At 40.0% G+C, this 22,861-nt stretch carries 17 protein-coding genes; 11 read left to right on the top strand and 6 right to left on the bottom strand.

The features are described from left to right. The first annotated feature begins 673 nt into the window (after positions 1–673). Entirely contained in the window at positions 674–862 is a 189-nt protein-coding gene (rpsU, locus tag ACM0OP_RS15115) for a 30S ribosomal protein S21 (protein ID WP_017803988.1), read from the top strand. A gap of 169 nt (positions 863–1,031) precedes the next feature. Continuing rightward, entirely contained in the window at positions 1,032–2,306 is a 1,275-nt protein-coding gene (locus tag ACM0OP_RS15110) for a ribulose bisphosphate carboxylase small subunit (protein ID WP_414529246.1), read from the top strand. 148 nt (positions 2,307–2,454) lie between these two features. Here ACM0OP_RS15110 and metH read toward each other — a convergent pair whose 3' ends face one another. Further along, on the bottom strand, positions 2,455–5,985 hold the full coding sequence (gene metH, locus ACM0OP_RS15105; protein ID WP_414529245.1) for a methionine synthase: 3,531 nt from the start codon (positions 5,983–5,985) through the stop codon (positions 2,455–2,457). Positions 5,986–6,389: 404 nt separating this feature from the next. Here metH and ACM0OP_RS15100 point away from each other — a divergent pair, with 404 nt between their 5' ends. Then, a complete protein-coding gene (locus ACM0OP_RS15100) occupies positions 6,390–6,968 on the top strand; it encodes a DUF2996 domain-containing protein (RefSeq protein ID WP_414529244.1) in 579 nt (192 codons plus the stop codon). Here ACM0OP_RS15100 and ACM0OP_RS15095 read toward each other — a convergent pair. Continuing rightward, a complete protein-coding gene (locus ACM0OP_RS15095) occupies positions 6,965–7,462 on the bottom strand; it encodes a TM2 domain-containing protein (protein ID WP_414529243.1) in 498 nt (165 codons plus the stop codon). The genes ACM0OP_RS15100 and ACM0OP_RS15095 overlap by 4 nt on opposite strands. Positions 7,463–7,977: 515 nt before the next feature. Between ACM0OP_RS15095 and acsF the strand changes: the two genes are divergently transcribed. Further along, positions 7,978–9,054 carry a magnesium-protoporphyrin IX monomethyl ester (oxidative) cyclase gene (gene acsF / locus ACM0OP_RS15090; RefSeq protein WP_414529242.1) on the top strand — a complete coding sequence of 359 codons (1,077 nt, stop codon included), beginning with the start codon at positions 7,978–7,980 and terminating at the stop codon, positions 9,052–9,054. Positions 9,055–9,325: 271 nt separating this feature from the next. Here acsF and ACM0OP_RS15085 read toward each other — a convergent pair whose 3' ends face one another. From ACM0OP_RS15085 to ACM0OP_RS15075, 3 genes are all read right to left on the bottom strand, one after another. Further along, the gene (locus ACM0OP_RS15085; protein ID WP_414529241.1) at positions 9,326–9,904 is read right to left on the bottom strand and encodes a TIGR04376 family protein; all 579 of its coding nucleotides are present in this window, start codon (positions 9,902–9,904) and stop codon (positions 9,326–9,328) included. Positions 9,905–10,062: 158 nt separating this feature from the next. Next, entirely contained in the window at positions 10,063–10,746 is a 684-nt protein-coding gene (locus ACM0OP_RS15080) for a hypothetical protein (RefSeq protein ID WP_414529240.1), read from the bottom strand. After that, positions 10,747–11,874, bottom strand: coding sequence for an AAA family ATPase (locus ACM0OP_RS15075; RefSeq protein ID WP_414529239.1), 1,128 nt, complete (start codon positions 11,872–11,874; stop codon positions 10,747–10,749). A 197-nt stretch (positions 11,875–12,071) separates the two neighbouring features. Here ACM0OP_RS15075 and mnmG point away from each other — a divergent pair, with 197 nt between their 5' ends. The 7 genes from mnmG (at position 12,072) to ACM0OP_RS15040 (ending at position 21,371) form a co-directional block, all read left to right on the top strand. After that, on the top strand, positions 12,072–13,994 hold the full coding sequence (mnmG, locus tag ACM0OP_RS15070; RefSeq protein ID WP_414529238.1) for a tRNA uridine-5-carboxymethylaminomethyl(34) synthesis enzyme MnmG: 1,923 nt from the start codon (positions 12,072–12,074) through the stop codon (positions 13,992–13,994). A gap of 237 nt (positions 13,995–14,231) precedes the next feature. After that, the gene (locus ACM0OP_RS15065; RefSeq protein WP_414529237.1) at positions 14,232–15,500 is read left to right on the top strand and encodes a hypothetical protein; all 1,269 of its coding nucleotides are present in this window, start codon (positions 14,232–14,234) and stop codon (positions 15,498–15,500) included. Positions 15,501–15,664: 164 nt separating this feature from the next. Next, entirely contained in the window at positions 15,665–15,817 is a 153-nt protein-coding gene (locus ACM0OP_RS15060; protein ID WP_414529236.1) for a hypothetical protein, read from the top strand. 62 nt (positions 15,818–15,879) lie between these two features. Continuing rightward, a complete protein-coding gene (locus tag ACM0OP_RS15055) occupies positions 15,880–17,175 on the top strand; it encodes a dynamin family protein (RefSeq protein WP_414529235.1) in 1,296 nt (431 codons plus the stop codon). After that, positions 17,088–18,287, top strand: a complete 1,200-nt coding sequence (locus tag ACM0OP_RS15050) for a hypothetical protein (RefSeq protein ID WP_414529234.1) — start codon at positions 17,088–17,090, stop codon at positions 18,285–18,287. The genes ACM0OP_RS15055 and ACM0OP_RS15050 overlap by 88 nt, the downstream gene beginning before the upstream one ends. Positions 18,288–18,294: 7 nt before the next feature. Further along, a complete protein-coding gene (locus ACM0OP_RS15045; RefSeq protein WP_414529233.1) occupies positions 18,295–19,092 on the top strand; it encodes a hypothetical protein in 798 nt (265 codons plus the stop codon). Between the two features lie 11 nt (positions 19,093–19,103). Then, a complete protein-coding gene (locus tag ACM0OP_RS15040; RefSeq protein WP_414529232.1) occupies positions 19,104–21,371 on the top strand; it encodes a dynamin family protein in 2,268 nt (755 codons plus the stop codon). 191 nt (positions 21,372–21,562) lie between these two features. Here the strand turns inward: ACM0OP_RS15040 and ACM0OP_RS15035 are convergent, their stop codons facing one another. After that, the gene (locus ACM0OP_RS15035; RefSeq protein WP_414529231.1) at positions 21,563–22,642 is read right to left on the bottom strand and encodes a pentapeptide repeat-containing protein; all 1,080 of its coding nucleotides are present in this window, start codon (positions 22,640–22,642) and stop codon (positions 21,563–21,565) included. Between the last annotated feature and the right edge of the window lie 219 nt (positions 22,643–22,861).

Below are 22,861 nucleotides of genomic sequence, written 5' to 3'. Positions count from 1 at the left end.
TAGAAAGCAGAAAATCTCAGAAGTGATTTTGGTAATCCCCCTTGATCAGAAAAAGGCTGAAAATCACTGAGAAACCAAAGTAGTGGCGTTTTTCGTACTTATAGCGTTTCTGGGTGGCGTGAGATACTAGAACCACACTTCCAATAGTCTCCCCCGTTCCCCCTTGGTTTTTCCTTCGGAAAAGTTCACCCGGAGGGTTTCCCTCCTTGTTACTTCTCTCCACCGCGAGGAGGAGAATATGATGTACTTTATTTAATTGTAAAGTGCCGTAAGTTCGGGGATGAAAGCTAGCTGCACCCTTGATAGTGCTTGAGATGGTGAGAAAATAAGCGAATCACTTAATTTATTCGGTGGTGATACAATAAAGTGTTGGCTAGCGTGAAGTAAAATTCCAGGGCAAACACCTTATAGGCGGGGCGTTGTCCATTGGGCTAGGCAATAGAGAACAGGCTACGCCTGCAATCTCTGTTTGAACCCAAAGAAAAGGTAGATTCGTCCGGTGGTAGCCGGGGCGGATATAGCGGCAGATCCCGTAACCGCTAGTAAGCTTTGAACGTTGTCATGTTACCTAGAGTTTTAAAGTTAGACAAAGGTCAGCTTTTTGTATACTGTAGTTAACTGAATTTGTTACAACTGTTGAGTGATCAATTAAATCAATTTAGTAGGAGAGATAATGACCCAAATCATAGTGGGTGAAAATGAAGCTATCGAGTCCGCTTTACGCCGCTTTAAGCGAGAAGTTTCCAAAGCAGGAATTTTTCCAGATATGAGGAAGCATCGTCACTTTGAAACACCTCTGGAAAAACGCAAGCGCAAAGAAATTGCCAAGCACAGACAGAGTAAGAGACGTTTCCGCAACTAAAGACTGACATAGTTTGCAATCAAGGCCCTCAGATGTCTGAGGGCTTTGCTAATGGAGGGGCTGTGAACTCCAGGTTTTCAGTAAACGTTACACTAACTTCACAGGGTAAGTGAGAAATTTTCTGCTATTCTCCAATCACCCATCAATTAATCTATATTTATCTTTTGGCATGAGTTATTATATCGCTCCCCGCTTTTTAGACAAACTTGGTGTTCACATCACTAAAAACTTCCTCAATCTTCCTGGTGTGCGCGTTCCTTTGATTTTAGGGATTCATGGCCGCAAAGGGGAAGGAAAAACATTTCAGTGTCAGTTAGTGTTTGAGAAAATGGGTATTGAGGTAACTAATATATCCGGGGGAGAGTTGGAAAGTCCTGATGCTGGAGATCCGGCGCGGTTGATTCGGTTGCGTTATCGGGAAACGGCAGAATTAATCAAAGTGCGCGGTAAGATGTGCGTGTTAATGATTAATGATTTAGATGCAGGTGCGGGACGCTTTGATGAAGGGACTCAATATACTGTAAATACTCAGTTGGTAAATGCCACACTGATGAATATTGCTGATAATCCTACTGATGTGCAGTTACCTGGAAGCTACGATTCTACCCCGTTACATCGTGTGCCGATTATTGTCACAGGTAATGATTTTTCTACTCTCTATGCGCCGTTAATTCGGGATGGCAGGATGGATAAATTCTACTGGGAACCAGATAGAGATGATAAGGTGGGGATCGTCGGCGGAATTTTTGCCGAAGATGGACTTTCAGGGCGGGAGGTTGAGCAGTTAGTTGATATTTTTCCTCAGCAATCTATAGATTTTTATAGTGCTTTGCGATCGCGCATCTATGATGAACAAGTACGTGAATTTATCCATCAAGTTGGTTTTGAGCGGGTATCATTGCGGATAGTTAATAGTGCAGAAAAACCACCAGAGTTTCAAAAGCCTGATTTCAGCTTGTCTCACCTCATAGAAGCTGGTAACTTGATGGTAGGTGAACAACAAAGGGTAGAAACTTCCCAATTAGTTGATGAATACAATCGCCTCAATCGAGGTAGTAAAAATTATCAACCCGCACCAGATGCGCCTGTAACACCCAAGAATAATTATCAACCCGCACCAGCTGCGCCTGTAACACCCAAGAATAATTTCCCACCACAGCAAACATCCCATACCCATTTAACTCTAGAGACACAGGCACAAATCCGCCAAATTTTAGCTCAAGGTCATAAAATTAGCTTTGAACACGTGGATGAACGTCGCTTCCGCACTGGTTCTTGGCAAAGTTGTGGAACTACTTACATGGATGCTGATTGGGATGCAATATCAGCCTTAGAATCCTGTTTATCAGAATATGAAGGTGAGTATGTGCGGTTAGTAGGAGTTGATCCTAAAGCTAAACGACGAGTAGTAGAAACAATTATTCAACGTCCCAACGGTAATTGAGGCGTTGCTGAGTGAGGACTGGCGCAAATTTATGACATTGAACCTCGCATGACTCAAAAGAAAGAGGGAGTAAGTTGGAATACTGACTCCCTTTCCAGGCGGATTTCATTCTCAAAAAAACTCTCTCAGAAACAGAGACAAAACATGATTAGGCGCTGAAGTATTTCGCTACTGGGTGATAAGCAATAATCGCCGTTGTCGATTGTTCTGGATAAATTTGCTCACTTTCATCCATATACAGATTAATTCTGTCAGTTTCCAACAACTCCAACTGCTTATACTGATCCTGCATATTCGGACAAGCCGGATAGCCAAAACTATACCGAGAACCTTGATAACGCTGTGCCAAAATATCCCGAATATTATCCGGTTCATCAGCACCAAAACCCAACTCTCGACGAATCCTGGCGTGAGTCCATTCTGCTAACGCTTCAGCCACCTGCACAGCCAAACCGTGGAAATACAGATAATCGGTGTATTGATTATTAGCAAACAACTTCTGTGCAAACTCCGTGGCAATTTCCCCCACAGTCACCGCCTGCATCGGGAACACATCAATTACCCCCGACTCCTTCGGTGCAAAGTAATCTGCAATACACAACCGCCGCAAAGACCTCTGCCGAGGAAACTCAAAACTAGCTCTTACCTTTGCGTCCTTGGCGACTTGGCGGTTCGTATCATAAATATACAAAGTATTCCCCTCAGACTGACAGGGAAAATACCCATAAATCACCTGGGGATGTAACAGATTCTCCTTAATTACTCTTTCCTTCCAACTCTCCAAAATTGGATGAACTGTCTCACTTAAAAAAGCCTGATATTCCTCCTTAGACTGTTCCTTCGGCTTGCGAAACTGCCATTGTCCAGCAATCAAAGCTTGCAAATCCAAATGCCAAAGTATTTCCTCAATGGGAATATCATCAGGCTTTAATAGCTGAGTTCCCCAGAAAGGAGGTGTAGGACGTTGAATATCTATCGCCACAGCTTCAGAACGGCGGGTATCAATGGGGACTGGAGTCTGGGGAGTGGGGGCTTCTTCCGTAGTCACTTCGCTGGTAATTTCTGCTTCTTCTGTGACGACTTCATCCAAAAATCCCTGTAAATCATCCCAGTTATCACCAGCCTTAGCTGGCATTAATTTATCCATGAAGTGTAAATCAGAAAAAGCATCTTTACCATAAATCACCTTACCTTTGTAAGTGTTTTGGCAATCTTGATGCACAAACTTAGGAGTTAACGCCGCACCACCTAGAATTACAGGAACGGTAATTCCTTTTTCGTTAAACGCCTGCAAATTATCCTTCATAAATGCAGTGGACTTGACTAACAACCCACTCATAGCAATACAATCAGCTTTATGCTCTTCGTAAGCTTGAATTATATTTTCCACCGGCTGCTTAATACCCAGGTTAATTACCCTGTAGCCATTGTTAGTGAGGATAATATCCACCAAGTTTTTACCAATATCATGGACATCACCTTTAACTGTGGCAATGATAAAGGTTCCCTTGCCATTACTGTCGGTTTCTGACTTTTCCATGAATGGTTCCAGATATGCAACCGCAGTTTTCATGGTTTCCGCAGACTGCAAGACAAAAGGTAATTGCATTTGTCCTGAACCGAATAATTCTCCCACAACTTTCATCCCATCCAGGAGAAATGTGTTGATAATCTGTAAGGGCGGATACTGTTCTAAAGCCTGTGTCAGAAGTTGTTCTAAACCAATGCGTTCGCCGTCGATGATATGACGCTTGAGGCGTTCTTCTAGGGGGAGACTTTCATCAACACCTTTGTCGCGTTTGGTTGTTACCCCTTCAAATAATGTTGTCAGTTCTCCTAAAGGATCGTAAACGCAGACATCACCATCAAATTTTCGGCGGTCATAAATCAAATCAAGACAAACTTTTTGATGCTTGTCTTCAATTTTAGAGAGTGGTAAAATCTTATTAGGGCTAACAATTGCCGCATCCATTCCAGCTTGCATGGCTTCATGCAAAAACATAGAGTTCAGCACAACTCGTGATGCAGGATTTAAACCAAAGGAAATATTAGATACACCCAAAATCACATGACAACCGGGTAATTCTTGACGAATCCGGCGAATGGATTCAATGGTGGCTTTACCATTGGCGCGGTCTTCTTCAATCCCTGTAGAAATAGGGAGGGCTAAAGTATCAAAAAATATCTCTGTAGCCGGGATACCATGTTCTACTGCTTGACGATAGGCGCGTTGGGCAATTTGAAATTTTTTCTCTGCTGTCCGTGCCATCCCATCTTCATCGATAGTACCAATGACTATACCCGCGCCGTGTGTTTTCGCTAAATCTAGCACTTTCAGAAAACGTGGTTCGCCGTCTTCGTAGTTGGTAGAGTTGAGTAAACACTTACCACCTGCTACCTTTAAACCCGCCTCCATTTTTTCCCATTCTGTGGAATCCAGCATTAAGGGCAGTGTAACATTATTAACAATGCGCGAAACTAATTCGTGCATATCATGTACACCGTTACGTCCCACGTAATCGACGTTGACATCTAGAATGTGTGCGCCTTCTTTGACTTGCGCCCTAGCCATTGATACCAAACCATCCCAGTCTTCTGCGTTTAGCAAATCACGGCATTTTTTGGAACCACTGGCGTTAAGACGTTCACCGACGATTAAGAAGGAATTATCTTGGTCGTAAGGCTGAGTAGAATAAATCGATGCTGCGGCTGGTTCTAAACTATGCTGTCTGACTTTTGGCTTCAGCGTTTTAGAAATTTCTGCTAATTGTTGAATGTGTTCTGGACGTGTCCCACAGCAACCCCCAATCACTTGGACACCCAAATCTTCAACAAAATGCATTAACGCCATGCGTAATTCCATTGGTGTCAGGCGGTAATGTGCTTGTCCGCCGACGTTCTCTGGTAAACCTGCGTTAGGAATACAGGAGACAATGAAAGGTGAATGTTCTGATAGATACTTAATATGCGGTTTCATCAAGTCTGGCCCGGTGGCACAGTTTAAACCGAGGATATCTATGGGATATGGGGCTAATATTGTCAGGACAGCGCTGATTTCTGAACCGACAAGCATTGTACCCATGCTTTCCATTGTCACAGATACCATTAAGGGGCGGCGATCGCCTTTTTTGGCAAAAACTTCTTCTATACCATTCAATGCGGCTTTGATTTGCAGCACGTCTTGGCAAGTTTCTACGAGGAATAAATCCACACCACCATCAAATAGGGCTTCGGCTTGTTCGGCGAAGTTGGCTTTGAGGGTGTCAAAGTCAATATGTCCCAAGGTGGGAAGTTTGGTTGTGGGACCGAGGGAACCGGCGACAAATCTCGGTTTCTCTGGTGTAGAAAATTCGGCGGCGACGCGCTTGGCTATTTCTACGGCTTTTTTATTGAGATAATAGGTTTGGTCGGCTAAATCATATTCTGCTAAAACAATGGATGTCGCGCCAAAGGTGTCGGTTTCGATGACATCAGCCCCGGCGGCGAGAAAGTCTCGGTGAACTTTGGCGACGGCTTCGGGGTTGGTATGGACGAGGTATTCGTTGCAGCCTTCGTATTGTGCGCCTCCGAAGTCTTCGGCTGTGAGGTTTTGCGTTTGCAGGTTGGTTCCCATTGCTCCGTCAAAGACGAGAACTGGGCGATTTGGACTATGTAAATGTTCTAGGAACGGATGAGTCATATTTTCCTACATCGGTCTTGTAGTCTTCTATTTTATTATTTTCCCAAATTGTCTGCGTTTTATGAGAGTTTAAGTTGTGACACCTCTGGGCGATCGCCGTTGACTGGCTTGCTGAGTGTGAGATTATTGGTCAAAATGAAGATAACTTGAAAGTCGTAGTCAGATTTTAGTTAAATCTCTCTACAAACCCGTGGGGCAGTCAGTGTATGCTTGCAGAGGGTGAAGTCATCTGAAATGTTGCTGTATGGATTAAATCAGTTTATGTCTCTTAACTGATAACTGTTAATCTTGCGGGCATTTTGGATCTCCTGAAGCAAGAATCCTCGAAATTATATTTCGGGGAGTATCAAGATTCCCAAGGTGAGCGAACGCTCTGAAAGCTAGATAAAGGATGAAACTGAGCAATGGCAGAAGAAAAAAATCAAAATCAAGCGGGAGAAGTGACTCCCAGTGTCGCTGCAAAAAATGCTCCCAGTGCTGACGAAACAGTAGCAAAAGATACTCCTACTGCCAATACGCCAGATCCGGAAGCAGCGAATCCAGAAGTTAACTCCAACGCCGCTACGACAAAAACAGCAGCCCCGAAAGCTGCCAAAAAGGAGAAACCCCCAGCTGTAGAAGATAAGCCCTTTGTAGAGTTTATTGAACAACACTACTTGCCATCTTTGCAAACAGCGATCGCCGAGGAAGGTGTCTCAGATTTACAGTTGTCTTTTGCCAAACAAAAACTGCCTATTTCTGGTTTGCAGTCAGGGGAAGAATGCTGGCAAGTTATCGGTAGTTGGCGAAATGGTGAGCGTCAGTTTAACGTGTATTTCCCAGATGAAAGTATTTCGGGTCAAAAGGGTTTTTCTTGTAACGAAGGTACAAAACCTAGCACACTCGAATCATTCCTAATTGATGAGCGCCGCATTACACTAGACCTGTTGGTATTTGGTTTAGTGCGGCGTTTGAATAGTCAAAAGTGGCTAGGTAGAAATTAGCCCAATTCATCAAAATGATAAGTAACGGCTCCGGTAATGGGGTCGTTATCTACCGTGACATAACCTGATTTCAACATTTTGTTCAGAGTCGCTTCCACTTCCTCAAAATCCGCACCTGTGATTATCACACCTTGAGTCACAGTTAAACTCCCGCCTTTGTTTTCTGCGGCTTTGAGCAGTGTGATCATCAAATTCTTCCTTTGAGGCTGGTAGACTTCAGAGGCGATCGCCTGTGGATGCACGGACATACCCATAGATAAACCAGCTTTGGCTCTCAGGTTTTCTTCGTATTCATCGACCATATTCGGGATCAAAAACAAATCCACACACTGGCCTATCCCAAATACACCAAAAGTCAACAACCACAAAAGACCAGTTCCGATTTTGCCATTATATAAACGATGTAGTCCTCCTAATCCAACGAAAAAAAACGCTCCACTCAAAATATAAGAAACAAGAAGACGGTCTTTATGCTGATTCTTTTCAGGATTCATCTTATTTTCCAGCCTTTGGATTTTCTCTTGTTGTTGAAGATCGATGAGTAATTAAGCCATTTATAGAATATTTATTAATTTTAAGCGAATGGGCAATGAAAAACTACTTAACTCTATAGTAATAAATAAAACATCATAATCAAATTTATTGGCGAATCAATATCTGTGTATGTTAATCTGATCAAACTCTAACCCAAAGATAAACGAGCATATAGATGATTATGGATCTGACGACCAACTTTCGATGATTGGTTCCTCCAATATAGAGAGATTGTTGCAACTCTTAACTTTTTCTATACTAAATTCTAGGCTGCATATTGGTAGACTTAAATTTATACAAATAAATTATTCTCCTTTGCTGCGCCTTATGAGAACATCAGCTCATCTGAGCTTGCCGCCAAATGCCACAGATAGAATTATCTAAAAACCTAGATAAAATCTGAGGTTCTGAGTTACAAATTAGTATGGGCTTTCTGGTGTACTCAAGACTATAAAGACAAAAGAGCAATTAAAACATGGTAGATTCCCTACAAAAACCAGGCTTTGAAGAAATGCGCCCAGGGGTGAAATCCCCGGCAAAAGAAACCCTGTTAACACCCCGGTTTTACACCACTGACTTTGATGAAATGGCACGGATGGATATATCCGTCAACGAAGACGAGTTACAAGCCATCCTGGAAGAGTTCCGTGTTGACTACAACCGTCATCACTTCGTGCGAAATGCGGAATTTGACCAATCCTGGGATCATATTGACGGGGAAACTCGCCAATTATTTATAGAATTTTTAGAACGTTCTTGCACAGCCGAATTTTCGGGATTTTTGTTGTACAAAGAACTTGGTCGCCGCTTGAAGGACAAAAGCCCCGTATTAGCTGAGTGCTTTAACCTCATGTCACGGGATGAAGCGCGTCATGCAGGCTTTTTAAACAAAGCCATGTCAGACTTCAGCCTCTCACTAGATTTAGGCTTTTTGACAAAGAGTCGCTCTTATACCTTCTTTAAGCCAAAATTCATCTTCTACGCTACTTACCTTTCAGAAAAAATTGGTTATTGGCGCTACATCACCATTTACCGTCATTTAGAAGCAAATCCTCAAGATAGGATTTATCCAATTTTCCGGTTCTTTGAGAACTGGTGTCAGGATGAAAACCGTCATGGTGATTTCTTTGACGCTATTATGAGATCCCAACCACAAATGTTGAACGATTGGAAAGCAAAACTGTGGAGTCGCTTCTTCCTGTTGTCAGTATTTGCCACTATGTATCTCAATGATATTCAGCGTAAGGACTTTTATGCTGCCATTGGATTAGATGCGCGGGAATATGACATCCATGTGATTAAAAAGACTAATGAAAATGCAGGTAGAGTCTTTCCTTTAATGCTGGATGTGGAGAATCCCGAATTTTATCAACGTTTGGATGTATGTGTCCAGAATAACGAAAAATTAGCGGCGATCGCCAATTCTAACACCCCCAAATTCTTCCAATTCTTCCAAAAAGCGCCAATTTATCTATCTCATGCTTGGCAGTTGAGCCGTTTGTACTTCATGAAACCCATTGATACTGTAGCCGCACATGGCGCAGTTCGCTAGGTTAGACAATTAATTTAAGCAACTTGAGTGGTTTTGTTATATACAGAACCACTTTTTTTATGATTGGAAGCAAATTTAGCAATATCAGAGTCAATTAGACTTGAAGCACTTGAGGTTAACCCTCATGCATACAAGTTTTAGGCGTATAGCATTTCCTAGTCTAATAAAGTACAAAAAATTATCTGCGTTTATCTGCGTCCATCTGCGTTTAATGATGACTGCTTGTACCTCACCTGCATGGAAATTGCTATAACCCTCTTCTGTTATTTCCTTATTTACCCATATTCCGCTTCATTTGTTCCAACTCATCTTGAGTTTCCCAACGGCGAAACTTTTCTTCTAAATCATCCAAGCCACTGGTGTAACTGCTAGTGGGATTCCACCAACCATCTGTTTTGATACGTTGCTGAGTTTGAGTTTGTTGAGTGCGGGCGGTTTGGGCTTCTGTGGCTTTGGCTTGTACTTCCTGTCGGCGGACTTGAATTTTTTTTAGTAGTTCTTGGGATTGGGCTATACGTTCTTTTAACCCCTGCATTTGTCCCCAGCGCTGGTTTCCTTCCCGCAATAAAGCTGCTTCTCTTTCCTGTGCAGGGGCGGCTAAATCCTCTCTATTAGCATTTTTGGCTTTTTGCACCCGGATATGCCAACGCTGAATTTCTTGGGCGGTGGAGAGAATTTCGTCTTGCGATCGCTTTTCCTGTAATTTTAAATCTGCAATCAGTTTTAATGTATCTTCTTCTTGTTGTCGCAGTTGTTCTAACAGCGCTTCTAACTCCAAGTGTGGATTATTACGCAAGAACTCTTCTAAACGATTTTCGAGAAATTTACTTAAATCATCAAATAAGCCCACGAAAGGAACTCCAGAAGTTGAATGGGGACTCTTGTATTGTAGTGATTATTATCGTATGTAGAAAGTTTATTGCTATAGTGCCTCTGTATGGATAGTCTAGATAGTATCGAAAATAATACATATTCAGATTGATGGCTGGCTTGATATAATGTTATAGTTTATAATTGGTTTTTGACCATACTACAAAACCTTATAAAATTTTGAAAACTAGGCAAATGCTGATTATTATCCTGAGTTCTTATAATTAGTTGTTCTAAATAATATTTCTGTAATACCTCACCTGGATTTTTTTTAGAATAGCTTATATTTTTGGCTCGAAATAATTCTTTTAAATATGCTTCATGAAATTGAGCATGAGTGTTAAAGTTAGAGAATTTTCCCATTAATTCTGGGCAATCAAGTGATGTATTATAATACTGAGTGTAATCTCTTAGTGGTCTATCTTGCGGTTGTCGTGAATAAATTCTTCTATTTCCTAAGAACCAAGTTTCAAAACACCTATTTTGGATAATAATAAAAAGCTTGGTGTCTCCCATTTGGATTTTTTCAGCCGCTAAAAAATCATAAATCTCCTCCTGAACATAATTCATTGTATTTTCTTCTGCATCTAGACAAACTACAAAATAGTTAAATTTTCCATTTACTTGAATATCTGCAATGGCATTAGGAAGATGATCATAAATTATTGAAGGATAACCTTCTGCACTGAATAAGTAATAATTATTTTTATTAACCTCATCATAACTTTTAACTTGTTTTAATTCTGGTAAAAGATAACCTAGCCAAGCGGGATAAACTTTTCTTTCAGTTCTTTTACCTTCTACAAGAAAGTAGATATTCACTTAAGCAATTCCCTCATTATAAGCATCTAAATTTATCAGCTGCATAAAGGCTTGATGTCTAGATTTACCAAGATTAAAGTCTTGAGCATCTTTAGCTGTTACTACACCACCCCGACGAGTCACTATTTTCCAATATTCCATGCCAATTTTATTAATTATATAGGGATGATGACTAGTAATGATGAATTGTAATTTTCTATTTTCTAATAAAAGTTCAGTCAAAATATCAATGCAATTCACTCCTAAACTATTTTCAAATTCATCTATTAAAATAACAGTTCCTTCAGATGATAAATACATCTCACTAATATGCATCAATGTTCTAAACATTCCTGAAGAAATTTGATTTTGATTAATCCAGTGTTCTACTCCTTTTTCTTTAATTTTAACAAAAGGATATTCTGATAAAACTACTGGTAAGTCTTCATCTTCATCAGGCTCTAACTTGATATCTTGAACTTGACTAAAAATATCTATAAAATGCTTTTTAATTTGATTAAATGAATCCGGAAAATAACTATAAACTAATCCTAATTTAACTTGAGTCGGTAAGTTACTTTCTTCTATACTACTCAATGACAAAGATGAATACTTTTTTACCAATGGATTATACTTAATAAAGTGAACTGCATCAACAGAACTTGATTGATCACTATAAATTATCTTATTAAAACCATTTTTAACTGGCGAAATATCTTCTTCTTCACTTAAAATTTCTATAACACTTTTAAATGGAGATAATTTTGGTAAAACTTTACCTTTAAATTTAATTTCTTTATTATTTCTTTCTATAATTATTTTTTTATTTAAAATTAATTTTTCGCTAATAATCCTAAACTGATTTCTTTGATCTTCCTCCTCATCTATAATTAATTTAGAAACCTTCTTTGTTTCAAATTCTCCACTCCATGAATAGTGAAAATCATTTTTACTTGTAAAATCAATATCCCATCTTACTCCGTTTAAAGATTTGCCTTGAGCTATGCTTTGCATATCAATAATAGACTTAAGTATTTGGGTTTTACCAACTCCAGAAATACCAACTAAAAGTGTTAAATCAGAAAATGATATTGGCTCAAAACGCCATTCAATTTCACGATTATAGTAACTTATTTGATTGATTTTCATAAATAATTTACAGTAATTTAATTACCTAACTTTAATATTATATGTTTTTATATATTGTGCAAATACTTTTTATAAAAAATCTACTATATAAACTTTTGTAAACTCCACTTTACTTGTTTAATGTCAAGAAATCCGCCATAAAGCCATTAGACAAGTTAAAATAAGTAATTAATCTCAACCTGCTATTCCTGCTAACTATGACCATGCACAATTCCGTTGAATTTCAAGACGCTTTTGATGTCATTGTCGTCGGTGCAGGTCACTCCGGTTGCGAAGCGGCTTTGGCTGCTGCCCGCCTCGGTTGTCGTACTATGCTACTGACACTCAATTTAGATAAAATCGCTTGGCAACCCTGTAATCCTGCTGTGGGTGGCCCGGCTAAATCTCAGTTGACCCATGAGGTGGATGCACTGGGAGGGGAAATTGGCAAGGTTGCAGATCGCACTTACCTACAAAAACGTATCCTCAACTCTTCACGGGGTCCGGCGGTGTGGGCATTACGCGCCCAAAGTGATAAGCGCGAATATGCGGCGGTGATGAAAACTATTGTGGAAAACCAAGAAAATTTGACCATTCGGGAAGCAATGGCCACGGACTTGGTGCTAGGTGCTAATGATGAGGTAATTGGGGTTGAGACTTACTTTGGTGTGGCTTTTGGCTGTCAAGCGGTAATTTTGACCACCGGCACTTTTTTAGGCGGCAAAATTTGGGTGGGTAACAAATCTATGCCGGCTGGTAGGGCTGGGGAATTTGCGGCTGAAGGTTTGACAGAAACTTTGCATCGCTTGGGCTTTGAAACGGGCAGACTAAAAACTGGTACGCCAGCACGGGTAGATAAAAGGTCGGTTGACTATAGCAAAATGACTATCCAGCCAGGAGATGAAGAAGTACGCTGGTTTAGCTTTGATCCAGATGTTTGGGTAGAACGGGAACAGATTCCTTGCTATATCACCCGCACCACGGCGGAAACCCATCGGCTGATTCGGGAAAATTTACATCTATCACCTGTGTATGGTGGTTGGGTGGAAGCTAAAGGACCCCGCTATTGTCCCAGCATTGAGGATAAAATTGTCCGCTTTGCTGATAAGGAAAGTCACCAAATATTTATTGAACCAGAAGGGCGGGAGATTCCCGAATTATATATTCAAGGATTTTCTACAGGGTTGCCAGAAAATTTGCAATTGCAAATGTTACGTAGTCTCCCTGGTTTAGAACACTGTACTATGCTGCGTCCTGCCTATGCTGTGGAGTATGACTATTTACCAGCAACTCAGTGTTATCCCACACTGATGACTAAGAAAGTTTCTGGTTTATTTTGTGCAGGACAAATTAACGGTACAACTGGTTATGAAGAAGCCGCAGCCCAAGGAATTGTGGCAGGAATTAATGCGGCGCGGTTGGTGCGTGGTGAAGAAATGATTGTTTTCCCCCGTGAACACAGTTATCTTGGCACGTTGGTTGATGATTTGTGTACTAAAGATTTGCGAGAACCTTACCGGATGCTGACTAGCCGCTCGGAGTATCGGTTATTGCTCCGTTCGGATAATGCTGACCAACGGCTAACACCTCTGGGACGGGAAATTGGTTTAATTGACGATCGCCGATGGAATTTATTTACCACCAAACAAGCACAAATTACTCAGGAAAAAGAACGGCTATATGCTACCAGAATTAAAGAACATGATGAAGTAGGTCAGGCGATCGCTTCTGTATCCCAACAAACCATTAAAGGTTCTATCACCCTGGCTGAATTACTCCGTCGTCCCGGATTTCATTACATTGACTTGGACAACCACGGACTAGGAAACCCCAACCTCCAAGCATCAGCGAAAGAAGGGGCAGAAATTGATATTAAGTATTCTGGCTATCTAGCAAGACAACAAAATCAAATTGAACAAATTGCCCGTCAAGCACATCGCCCTCTACCTGCTGACTTGGACTACAACAAAATTGATACTCTGTCTAAAGAAGCGCGGGAAAAACTTACTCAAGTCAAACCCCTAACTATCGGTCAAGCTGCACGCACCGGGGGAGTAAATCCCGCAGATGTTAACGCTTTGTTACTATATTTAGAATTGCGGAAAACCAAAAGCCAGTCAGAATCTCCGGCACTAGCTTAAGTAAAAAGTAATTGAGGTTGGGTAAACTTAAACTGAATGAAGTAGTATGATGGATGACATAAATTAACTCGTGGTATCATCACCATACTTCCGATTAAAGTAAAGTTTAATTTAATACTAATTAGCCCTCAATTCGTCTGATTTTGACGACGGCTGGGGGGCTTCTGCAAAAATACTGATTTCCAGGCAACAGGGGCAACGTTGCTCCCTCCTGGCAACCACAACCTAAAATGCCTTATGTTACAAGCAGCCAGAACCAATCTCATTACTCCAGAACCATCAGAAGACTTAATTAACAACGAACCCTGGTCAATAGAATTTTATGCTGATGGTTTGATGGATGAAATTTTTGCCGATGTTGACGAAATTTTGGATGGTAACGGGAATGTTTCTGGGGACACTTTCCAGGATGAGAGTCGTAAACCACGTTCTATTGAACAAACATCCTCTGGTGATTGGTTTCAGGATAGGAATGAATCAACTCCACCGGTGGGTTCCCAATATGCTCATCTGCAAACCATCAATGTCCCACCCATTGCATTAACCAATAACTTCAACACCACACCAGAAACAATTCCGCCAGTGGAACGAGTGGGTACAGTGGTGATTCGCCAACAAGGGGCGATTATTAAGCGGCGCAACAATAGGCTGAATCTGACAAAACTGCTGATTACCGGGACAACTATTGGGGTGGCGATCGCAGGTACACTATACATATTGCAGTCAGGCTTAGGAAGTCGGCTTACAGCTCCATTAACTGAACCAGATATCTATTTAGCCCAGAGGGAAGCACAGTTATCTCCCCAAGCAGAATTAATAGAATATATGCGGGGAGCGCTGACAATTCTGGAACAGCAAAGCAAAACCAATAATCCCACATCCGCTAATTCTCCAGTAGCTAATCAGGGAGTTTCTCGCTCCTCATCTGTAGTTGTGGGTAATAATCAATCCATCGGTGATTTACCGCCACCTGTAGCTGCTAACAATACACAACCCATTCCCAGCAGTTCCACAAACGTCGTCGAGCGGATTTACATTCCCGTTTATCAAGCGCCGTCACCCATGCGTTACGCGCCACCACCACAGATAGCAACGAATCGCCAGACCTCTCCACTGAATACTAGTAACAATAATCTTAATGCCACACAACCGGCAAATGGTAATCAAGTCTCGGCTGTGCCAAGCGCACCCATGACAGTCCCCCCGCCGCCTTTACCAGTACCTGCTGTAATTGCTCCCACCCGTCCGGCGACACCATCCCCAGACAGTCAACAACAAGCATCTTTACCAGTCCCTGTAACATCTCCTACTCATACCCTAGCGGGATTACTAGAGTTAGGTGATAAATCTGCGGCTTTATTTGAAAATGAGGGTGTAACTCGGCGGGTACACATCGGGGAAAGTGTCGGTGCTACTGGCTGGACTTTAGTAGATATTGCCAACGGTGAAGCTATCGTGCGTCGTAATGGCGAAGTGCGATCAATTTTTGCTGGACAGAAGTTGTAACACATACAATCCCGTCATTTATCCTGAGTATTAATACTTGCAATATCACAGAATTAACCTGCGCCTGCGGGTTAATTATTTTACATATTTTTTTCAACATTTAACTGATAATCAGTGTGTTAGCCTATACCTATAGCAACGGATATATGCTGTATGTTTCATATATGGTTTTCAATTTTCATAAAAGAATTGGGCGATCGCACACAGATAAAAACGCAAAATTTGAGAAAAATCTCACCATATCAGCTATTAGCAACTCTGTACCACAGCCACCCATGAGGGGTAATTATCACAACCAAGCCTACCTCAGTCAGTAAATCTTAATACTCTAACAACTGAAAAATCTAATTAAACCAGTAAATATATCAACACAAATAATATGAGCAATCAAGTTTATCAGGTATTTGAAGAAGTCGAATTTAAAGCCAAGCTACTTGCTCAATATTGGAATAACTTTCACATAGAAATATCCCAGCACCTACCCGAAACATATCAGCCAGAAATCCAAGAACTGTCCCAGAACTTAGAAACAGCATTAAATCAACTCATTGATGAACTGCGCCATCCTACCCTCACCCTGGCGACAACAGGAACTACAAGTAGCGGTAAAAGCACCCTAGTGAACTTACTCTGCGGTGCGGAAATTGTCCCCGTCGCAGTCAGTGAAATGAGCGCTGGAACAGTCACAATTGAATACAGTCCGGAAAAATCCCTGATCATCCATGAAACACCAGGAGCATTGTGGGAGTGCGGAGAATGGAGAGGTATTAGTGAAGATAGAATTTATCAACGCTTATACCAAGTGATGATCAGTTATATCGAAAACAGAGAAACACAACCAAATCTACCCTGTCCACAATCTACAATTTATTATCCCTTCCGACTTTTAAAAGAATTTAATTTAGAACTACCAGAAGGAACCAAAGTCAGAATACTTGATTTACCGGGTTTAGCTTATGTGGGTGATGCAGGTAATGCTGATGTGATTAAACAATGTCGTCAAGCTTTGTGTATAGTGACATACAACAGTGCAGAAACAGACTCTCAAAAAGTAAAAAGTTTATTGCAAGAAGTTGTACAGCAAGTCAAAGAATTAGGCGGTTCACCCGCGCGGATGCTGTTTACTCTCAATAGAATTGATGTTTTCCGAGCAGATAGAAACTGGCCAGAAACAGAAAACCGCTTTTTTGAGAATACTATTCGTAGTATCAAAAATGAATTAACGGAACAGCTTAAAGAATACACAGAAGAAATTGAAAAATTAGAAGTTGTCAAACTCAGTACCTGGCCTGCTTTGTTATCCTTGCAAGTTCAAAATCATGATGACATCTACAGTGCAGACGCGTGTAAAAAAGCAGATAATCATTTTAATGGGTTAATTGAAGATATATTAGAAGATTTGTCACGTAATACCCAAAAATGGAATAGACACGACAGAAACAGAGTTGCGGAAGCATTATGGCAAAAGTCCTATGCTGGGGAATTTCAGCAGAATTTAAAAGATCATATTAATCAGCACTTCCCCCAGTTAGTGATACCACAAATCATTGAACGCTTTAATATAGCTGCTGGAAATGCCATTACAGAATGGTCAACCCAAACAACAACAGCCATTCTGAAAGTTCAGAGGAAAGCTATCAACAGGAGTGTGAAAACATTTCACACGTTAGGTTAGCACTTCAGCAATTTTTAGAAGTTAGTGATGAAAAGTTAAGACTACCGTTTAAAAAAATAGATGAGAAAATCAAAGATGTAATAGCAAAACAGTCAGAAGATGACCCTGTTTTTTATCTAGAAGAACAACTTTCAAAGCTTAAAAATATCGAACCATACAATGAATTAGGAGATAAACTTTGTTCACTTTATACATGGCGACAAGAATTAGGTAAAGGGATACAGCAAGTATTAGAAGGAGTAGCCAAATCTTTAGAAAGTGGCAAAATAGACTTAGATAGCCCTAATTTGAAAAGAGCAAATATTTTAAATATAAATCTGTTAGGAAATAATTTAAAACGATTAGTTAACTTAGGCTACACTGCTTCTGTTGCTAAAGAAGGTAAAACAATGGAAGCAAGAACAGATGCAGACAAAAATCAACTTAAACAAATAAATCAAGAGTTAAATGAGTTAGCTATTCATTTAAGTATTGTTATGCAGGATGTATTAAAACAAATTTCTAATCAAGAATTAAATAGAATGTACCAAGCTGTTGTAGAACTTTTTAATTGCCATTTATCACACATTGAAAAAGGAGCTAATGATATTGCACCTAATATAGCCATCATATTTCCTGAATCCCAACTGATTAAGGTTGATAATCAACTAACCTTTAACTTTCAGTTTGAAGCAGGTTTTCCTATAAAAAAAGGAACTTGGCAAGAAGCAGTACAGGTGTCCAAACAGATAAGAACTTGGTACACATTATATTTATCCAAAAAAACAATTTATGAAACAAAATATGAAACTCGCTCTAGTGATAACGCAGAAATTCCTAGCATAGAAAACTTGCTTGACGGATGGTTGGATCAATCAAAAGTTGCAGAATCTGAAATAGTAAATAAAATTGCTACTTGGTTGTTAGAACAAATTGATTGTCTAAAAAAAAATGTGGACAAAATTCAAAATGATATCATTGACCGTTATCAAGCAAGACTTGATAAAGCCAACCAGGAAATCACTCTAGATTATGAAAAGCAAAGAAACATTTGGGAACCTATGCAAAAAAAATCTCAAGTCCTTGCAGAAGAATTTTATAGTTTAGGATCATTCTTAAAAGAGGGGGATTAAATTTATAGTGGCAAATGATAATCCAAAAGACCTATATAATCAAGTATGCAAGAGGATATATCCTGAAATAAAAGGGATTAAAAGAGGTATTTTATATAATACTATTCTGAGAATCCTTTGTGAAGACACATCACAATATCAAGAAGAAACAAAGAAAATATGTGATTATTTTGGGATAAAAGATAACTCTTATCCAGAAGAAGACCAAAAAATTATTGATAAATTATTGGATACAATCCTCAGAGATAATCCAATCATCAAAGAACCAGCAAAAATAGTAAAAAATTTACCAGGGGGAAACATGGAATGGGTTTTTGTAGCAGCAGCTTTTACCTTCGTAGGCCTGTTTATACATAAAAAAAATCTTGACAAAAACGAGGTGCAAAAAACAATTCCTCCAAAAGCGAGTGAAGGAACAGAAAAGCAACCCATTTCTCAGCTATCAATACCAGCTGATATATGTCTTATTGTTCCAGCATCTATAGCCAGTAATTTTATAAACTCTGAAAATTTAAAGGTTGATGACTTAACATATCTCATAGATAATACATCATACTTCCTCTGTACTACTGTTAAAGTTGCTGAATCAAATGAGACAAATTTACAAATAACAGATGAAGATATTCTACCTGATAGTAGGCAAGAAGTTTATATGAGAATCAATATCAAGGATGGACGAAACCTGATTGATAAAAAAGTTCTATATATTCTAAAAAGAAACCTACCGACTAATGAAATAGGTGTTATTAAAAAAATAGCTTGCCTGACAGACCTATCTGGTTTAGAAAAATTTAACCGTGTATAAGGAATCTAAAAATGGACTGGAAAACAGCATCTTCTTATTATGAAGCTCGTCTCACCGAGGCTTTACAAATCCAAAGACACACGGTTAATTTAGCTAATTTACCTCAAACCGAAGTTCCTGCTAAATTAAAAGAAATCTTATTACAAGAAGAACAACCTACCCGTCGTCAACTGGAAAGACTGAAAAAACGCGAGTTTCGCATTGCTGTTGTGGGGTTAGAAAAAGCTGGGAAAAGTACCTTTATTAATGCTTGGTTAGAATGTGATTTACTTCCAGCCAAAGGGGGAAGATGTACATTTACCACTACCCAAATTTATTCAGTGGAAAATGAATCAGAACAAAGACTAGAAGTACAACCAAAAACTGAAGACGAATTTGTTAAGTTACTCCAAGAATTAGAAATAAACAACGCCAGAGAAGACCTAAATACTATCCGTAATCATGAAATAACTTTAGAACAAGTGAGAACGGAAGGCGATCGCACTTTTAGCTTTACGAGATTAGAAGATATTAAGGAACCTTTAAAAAAATATGTAGCTGATGAAAAATATGCTCATGCAGTTTTAGAAGCTCGACTTTATACTAACAAACTTGCACAGGCTGAAGGTATTGTTTTTTATGATGTTCCTGGTTTAGATTCCGGTTTAGCCAAGCACGTGGATGAAGCACAACAAATGCTTTCCGACTGTGACGCGGTGATATTGGTACAGCGTTTTACCAGTCTGAGAGAAAAGGAACTAGAAATTATTAAATTTACTGAACAGGGTGATAAAAATGTCACCGTTGCAGATAAGCTGTTTGTATTTTTAAGTCGCATTGATGCACTAGGTAGCGCAGAAGCACTGAAAACCCACATTGAAGAAGCATCCCAAGATTGGTTAAAACGGGCAAAACTTCCTCCTGAACGTATTGTATATGGTTCTGCTGGTGCATATCTGATTTTAAATAACTTGGCTGGAGAACAAACTAAATCAGAAATTGGCGATGCTAGTATGATCCAAGCTCGTTTACAACGTTTAACTGGAGTTACTGAGGAAGAATTTATCCAGCAATATGCTACGGGGATTCCTGAAATTAAAGAGAAAATATTTAATTATATTAATACTGAGCGTGTAGATATTTTAAAGAAACGTTGCGAAGTTTCTATTAATAAAATTATTAAGACGGCTGAAGAGATTTATAGTTTAGTTAGTAAAAAATTCCCGGAAAATCCTGAAGATGCAAAGTTGTTTGCAGAAAATAATCGGCGGGTATTATTTACAGAATGGTGGAATCAGAAATGGGTGAACATTAAAGCTGATTTGCAAAAATACTATGATGATTCTGTCGTTAACAAACCTTCAGATTATTTAACTAATGATTCCTTAATTCAAATCGCTAACTTTCAAGATAGATATCTGCAAATTGTGGAGAGCGAAATGCAGAAACTTCGGGAGGAAACATTTAAAAAGCGAGATGTGATTTTTCTGGCTAATTCCAATCCTAATTTTGACCGCATGAAAGCTAATTTTGCTTGGCGTGATGATTTATATACTAATTTTAGTCGGGTTTTAGCGGTAATTGCCCATGAATTGGCTCTAGAATTACGGAATGAGGCTTTGAAATTAGTGGAATACATGGGGAGTTTATTATGGGGAAGTCCGCAAGTTAAAGCGAGATTGATTGAAAATTCAGAAGATTATTTTTTAGCTAAATTAGATAATAGTTTAAGTGTGTTGTTTTTACGTTTTGCTCGTCCAGTGGCTGAAGTTTTAATTAGAGGGCCAGTTAATAGTGATACTCGCCACCAAATCATCAAAAGTCTGGGTGTAGATATTGAAATTGTTGATAATTACTATATTGGTGAAGAACCTGCTTATGCTGTTTTGAAAAGATATGTAAAATATGGCTCAGATTTACTGTTTAATCGGGATATTCGCCAACAAGTATTAGGAGTGGAAACCCCTAGAGAAACATCTGTGAAGGATTTGGATATTCCCCAAGCATCTGTGAGTTTTGAGGTGGAAAATGATATTAATGCTTTAGAAGCATACTTGCGTTATGCAATTTTTGATGCTGCGGGTTTTGAGTCTTATTGTATTCAAGAAATTAAGGGATTGGTGGATAGATTTAGAGATAAGAAAGGTACTTGGGATGGGGTGGCTATGAATGAATGGTTACAAGAAAATCCCCTGCTTTTGGCGGAAATTCCCGGTCATTTAAAATCTCAAGAATCTAATTTGGAAGTGAGTGAAAGGTTACGCCAATTATCTATTGCTTTAAAAAGGACTCATCTTTAATAATCCCTGACTAGTGGATAAGGGACTTCCAAGAAATAAATTCTCCAAATTAACGTATCCCTAAAGCGTTTACGTCGTATGCCGTAGGCTTTACCAGTAGCGCACATCACAGATAAAATAACAATTTTTGAAGTTGTGCATTTTCAAGGTTAAGTGAAACCAGTCCGTACACGGTTGAGTTTTTCTGTTTTCTAAAAACAGGTGCGGATCAAAGTTGCTTTTCTTAAATCTGTACTTTTAAGTGTGGCTGCTGTGAAATTAGCATCTGTTAAATCAGCACCACGAAAGCTTGTACCATTAAAAGCAGCAAACGCAACAGCACTTTTTTGAATCAAAGAGTTCTTTTCATCGCCTTTCATAGCTCGCCAAGCAATGTAAGCGCTAACTAAAGTTCCGATAATGGCGAAGGCTATGGCTCCCGCTCCGGCGATAGCGAAGGCTCCAGTGATGGCGAAGGCTCCGGCGAAGGCTCCGGCAAAGGCTCCCCTGATGGCGAAGGCTCCGGTGATGGCGAAGGCTCCGGCAAAGGCTCCCGTGATGGCGATAGCGAAGGCTCCGGCGAAGGCGAAGGCGATGAAGATTGCGAAGAATGTGGGCATGAAGAAGGCCATGGCTTCGGCTAAGGCTCTGTCTTCTCCTCCGGTTTCGACTCTGTTGATGGCTGCGGCGAAAGCGATGGCTGCGGCGATAGCTCCGGCTGCGGCGATAGCTCCGGTGATGGCTCTGACTCTGGCTCCAGCGAAGACTCTGGCTCCGGCGTAGGCCATGGCTCCGGTGATGGCTCCCGCGATGGCTCCGGCGATGGGTCTGGCTTCCGCAATAGCGATAGCTCTGGCTTCCGCGATGGCGAAGGCTGCGGCGATCGCTCCGGCTCCGGCGAAGGCTCCGACGATGCCTCTGGCTCTGGCGATGGCTGAGTTTAATCCTTCGACAAGGATAACTATAAAAACAATAATGACTACTATTAAGGGAGTCCAAATTAAAAGTGGACTAAGTTCTCGGCTTGAACTGTCAAATATTCGAGAAATTGACGTTCCAATCAAGGTGAAACAAGATCCGGAAATTACAGAGGAAAACCATGCAACACTGACTAAAAAAATCGCCCAACGTTTTTGTAGTCCGCATTGAACATGGCTAAAGTTGGCATTTTTGAGATTAGCCCCCGTAAAGTTTGCCCCTCTGATATCTGCATAGCTAAAGTTTGCACCCTCAAGGTTTTGACCTTTAAAGGAACGTCCACGGAGATTTTGACGGGAAAAGTCCTGGTACATAGATGAATAATTAGTAATTTATGATTTATATTTAGCTACATTTTTAGTATGTATTTTTTCGGTTTTCAGGGCAATATTTGGTTTTTTATCCTAAAAGTCCTGATTTCCAGGTTTCCAACAAACACCGAGAGGTTGACATCCCCGATTTCTTGAAGATATCCGGTATCAGAAATGTTGAATCTCGTTACAAAACTTTACATATTCAGGTATAGTAGTTTT

It is taken from the genome of Nodularia chucula CCY0103 (genome assembly GCF_963923915.1).
Taxonomy (GTDB): Bacteria; Cyanobacteriota; Cyanobacteriia; order Cyanobacteriales; family Nostocaceae; genus Nodularia; species Nodularia chucula.
This window is presented reverse-complemented; position numbering and strand designations above follow the sequence as displayed.

Bases quoted from the DNA above. Each gene is read 5' to 3' on its own strand.
- ACM0OP_RS15055 (WP_414529235.1), top strand. From the start codon at position 15,880: ATGAGCAATCAAGTTTATCAGGTATTTGAAGAAGTCGAATTTAAAGCC.
- ACM0OP_RS15110 (WP_414529246.1), top strand. From the start codon at position 1,032: ATGAGTTATTATATCGCTCCCCGCTTTTTAGACAAACTTGGTGTTCAC.
- mnmG (WP_414529238.1), top strand. From the start codon at position 12,072: ATGACCATGCACAATTCCGTTGAATTTCAAGACGCTTTTGATGTCATT.
- acsF (WP_414529242.1), top strand. From the start codon at position 7,978: ATGGTAGATTCCCTACAAAAACCAGGCTTTGAAGAAATGCGCCCAGGG.
- ACM0OP_RS15040 (WP_414529232.1), top strand. From the start codon at position 19,104: ATGGACTGGAAAACAGCATCTTCTTATTATGAAGCTCGTCTCACCGAG.
- ACM0OP_RS15100 (WP_414529244.1), top strand. From the start codon at position 6,390: ATGGCAGAAGAAAAAAATCAAAATCAAGCGGGAGAAGTGACTCCCAGT.
- ACM0OP_RS15095 (WP_414529243.1), bottom strand. From the start codon at position 7,462: ATGAATCCTGAAAAGAATCAGCATAAAGACCGTCTTCTTGTTTCTTAT.
- ACM0OP_RS15060 (WP_414529236.1), top strand. From the start codon at position 15,665: ATGGTTTTCAATTTTCATAAAAGAATTGGGCGATCGCACACAGATAAA.
- ACM0OP_RS15075 (WP_414529239.1), bottom strand. From the start codon at position 11,874: ATGAAAATCAATCAAATAAGTTACTATAATCGTGAAATTGAATGGCGT.
- rpsU (WP_017803988.1), top strand. From the start codon at position 674: ATGACCCAAATCATAGTGGGTGAAAATGAAGCTATCGAGTCCGCTTTA.
- ACM0OP_RS15035 (WP_414529231.1), bottom strand. From the start codon at position 22,642: ATGTACCAGGACTTTTCCCGTCAAAATCTCCGTGGACGTTCCTTTAAA.
- metH (WP_414529245.1), bottom strand. From the start codon at position 5,985: ATGACTCATCCGTTCCTAGAACATTTACATAGTCCAAATCGCCCAGTT.
- ACM0OP_RS15050 (WP_414529234.1), top strand. From the start codon at position 17,088: ATGGTCAACCCAAACAACAACAGCCATTCTGAAAGTTCAGAGGAAAGC.
- ACM0OP_RS15065 (WP_414529237.1), top strand. From the start codon at position 14,232: ATGTTACAAGCAGCCAGAACCAATCTCATTACTCCAGAACCATCAGAA.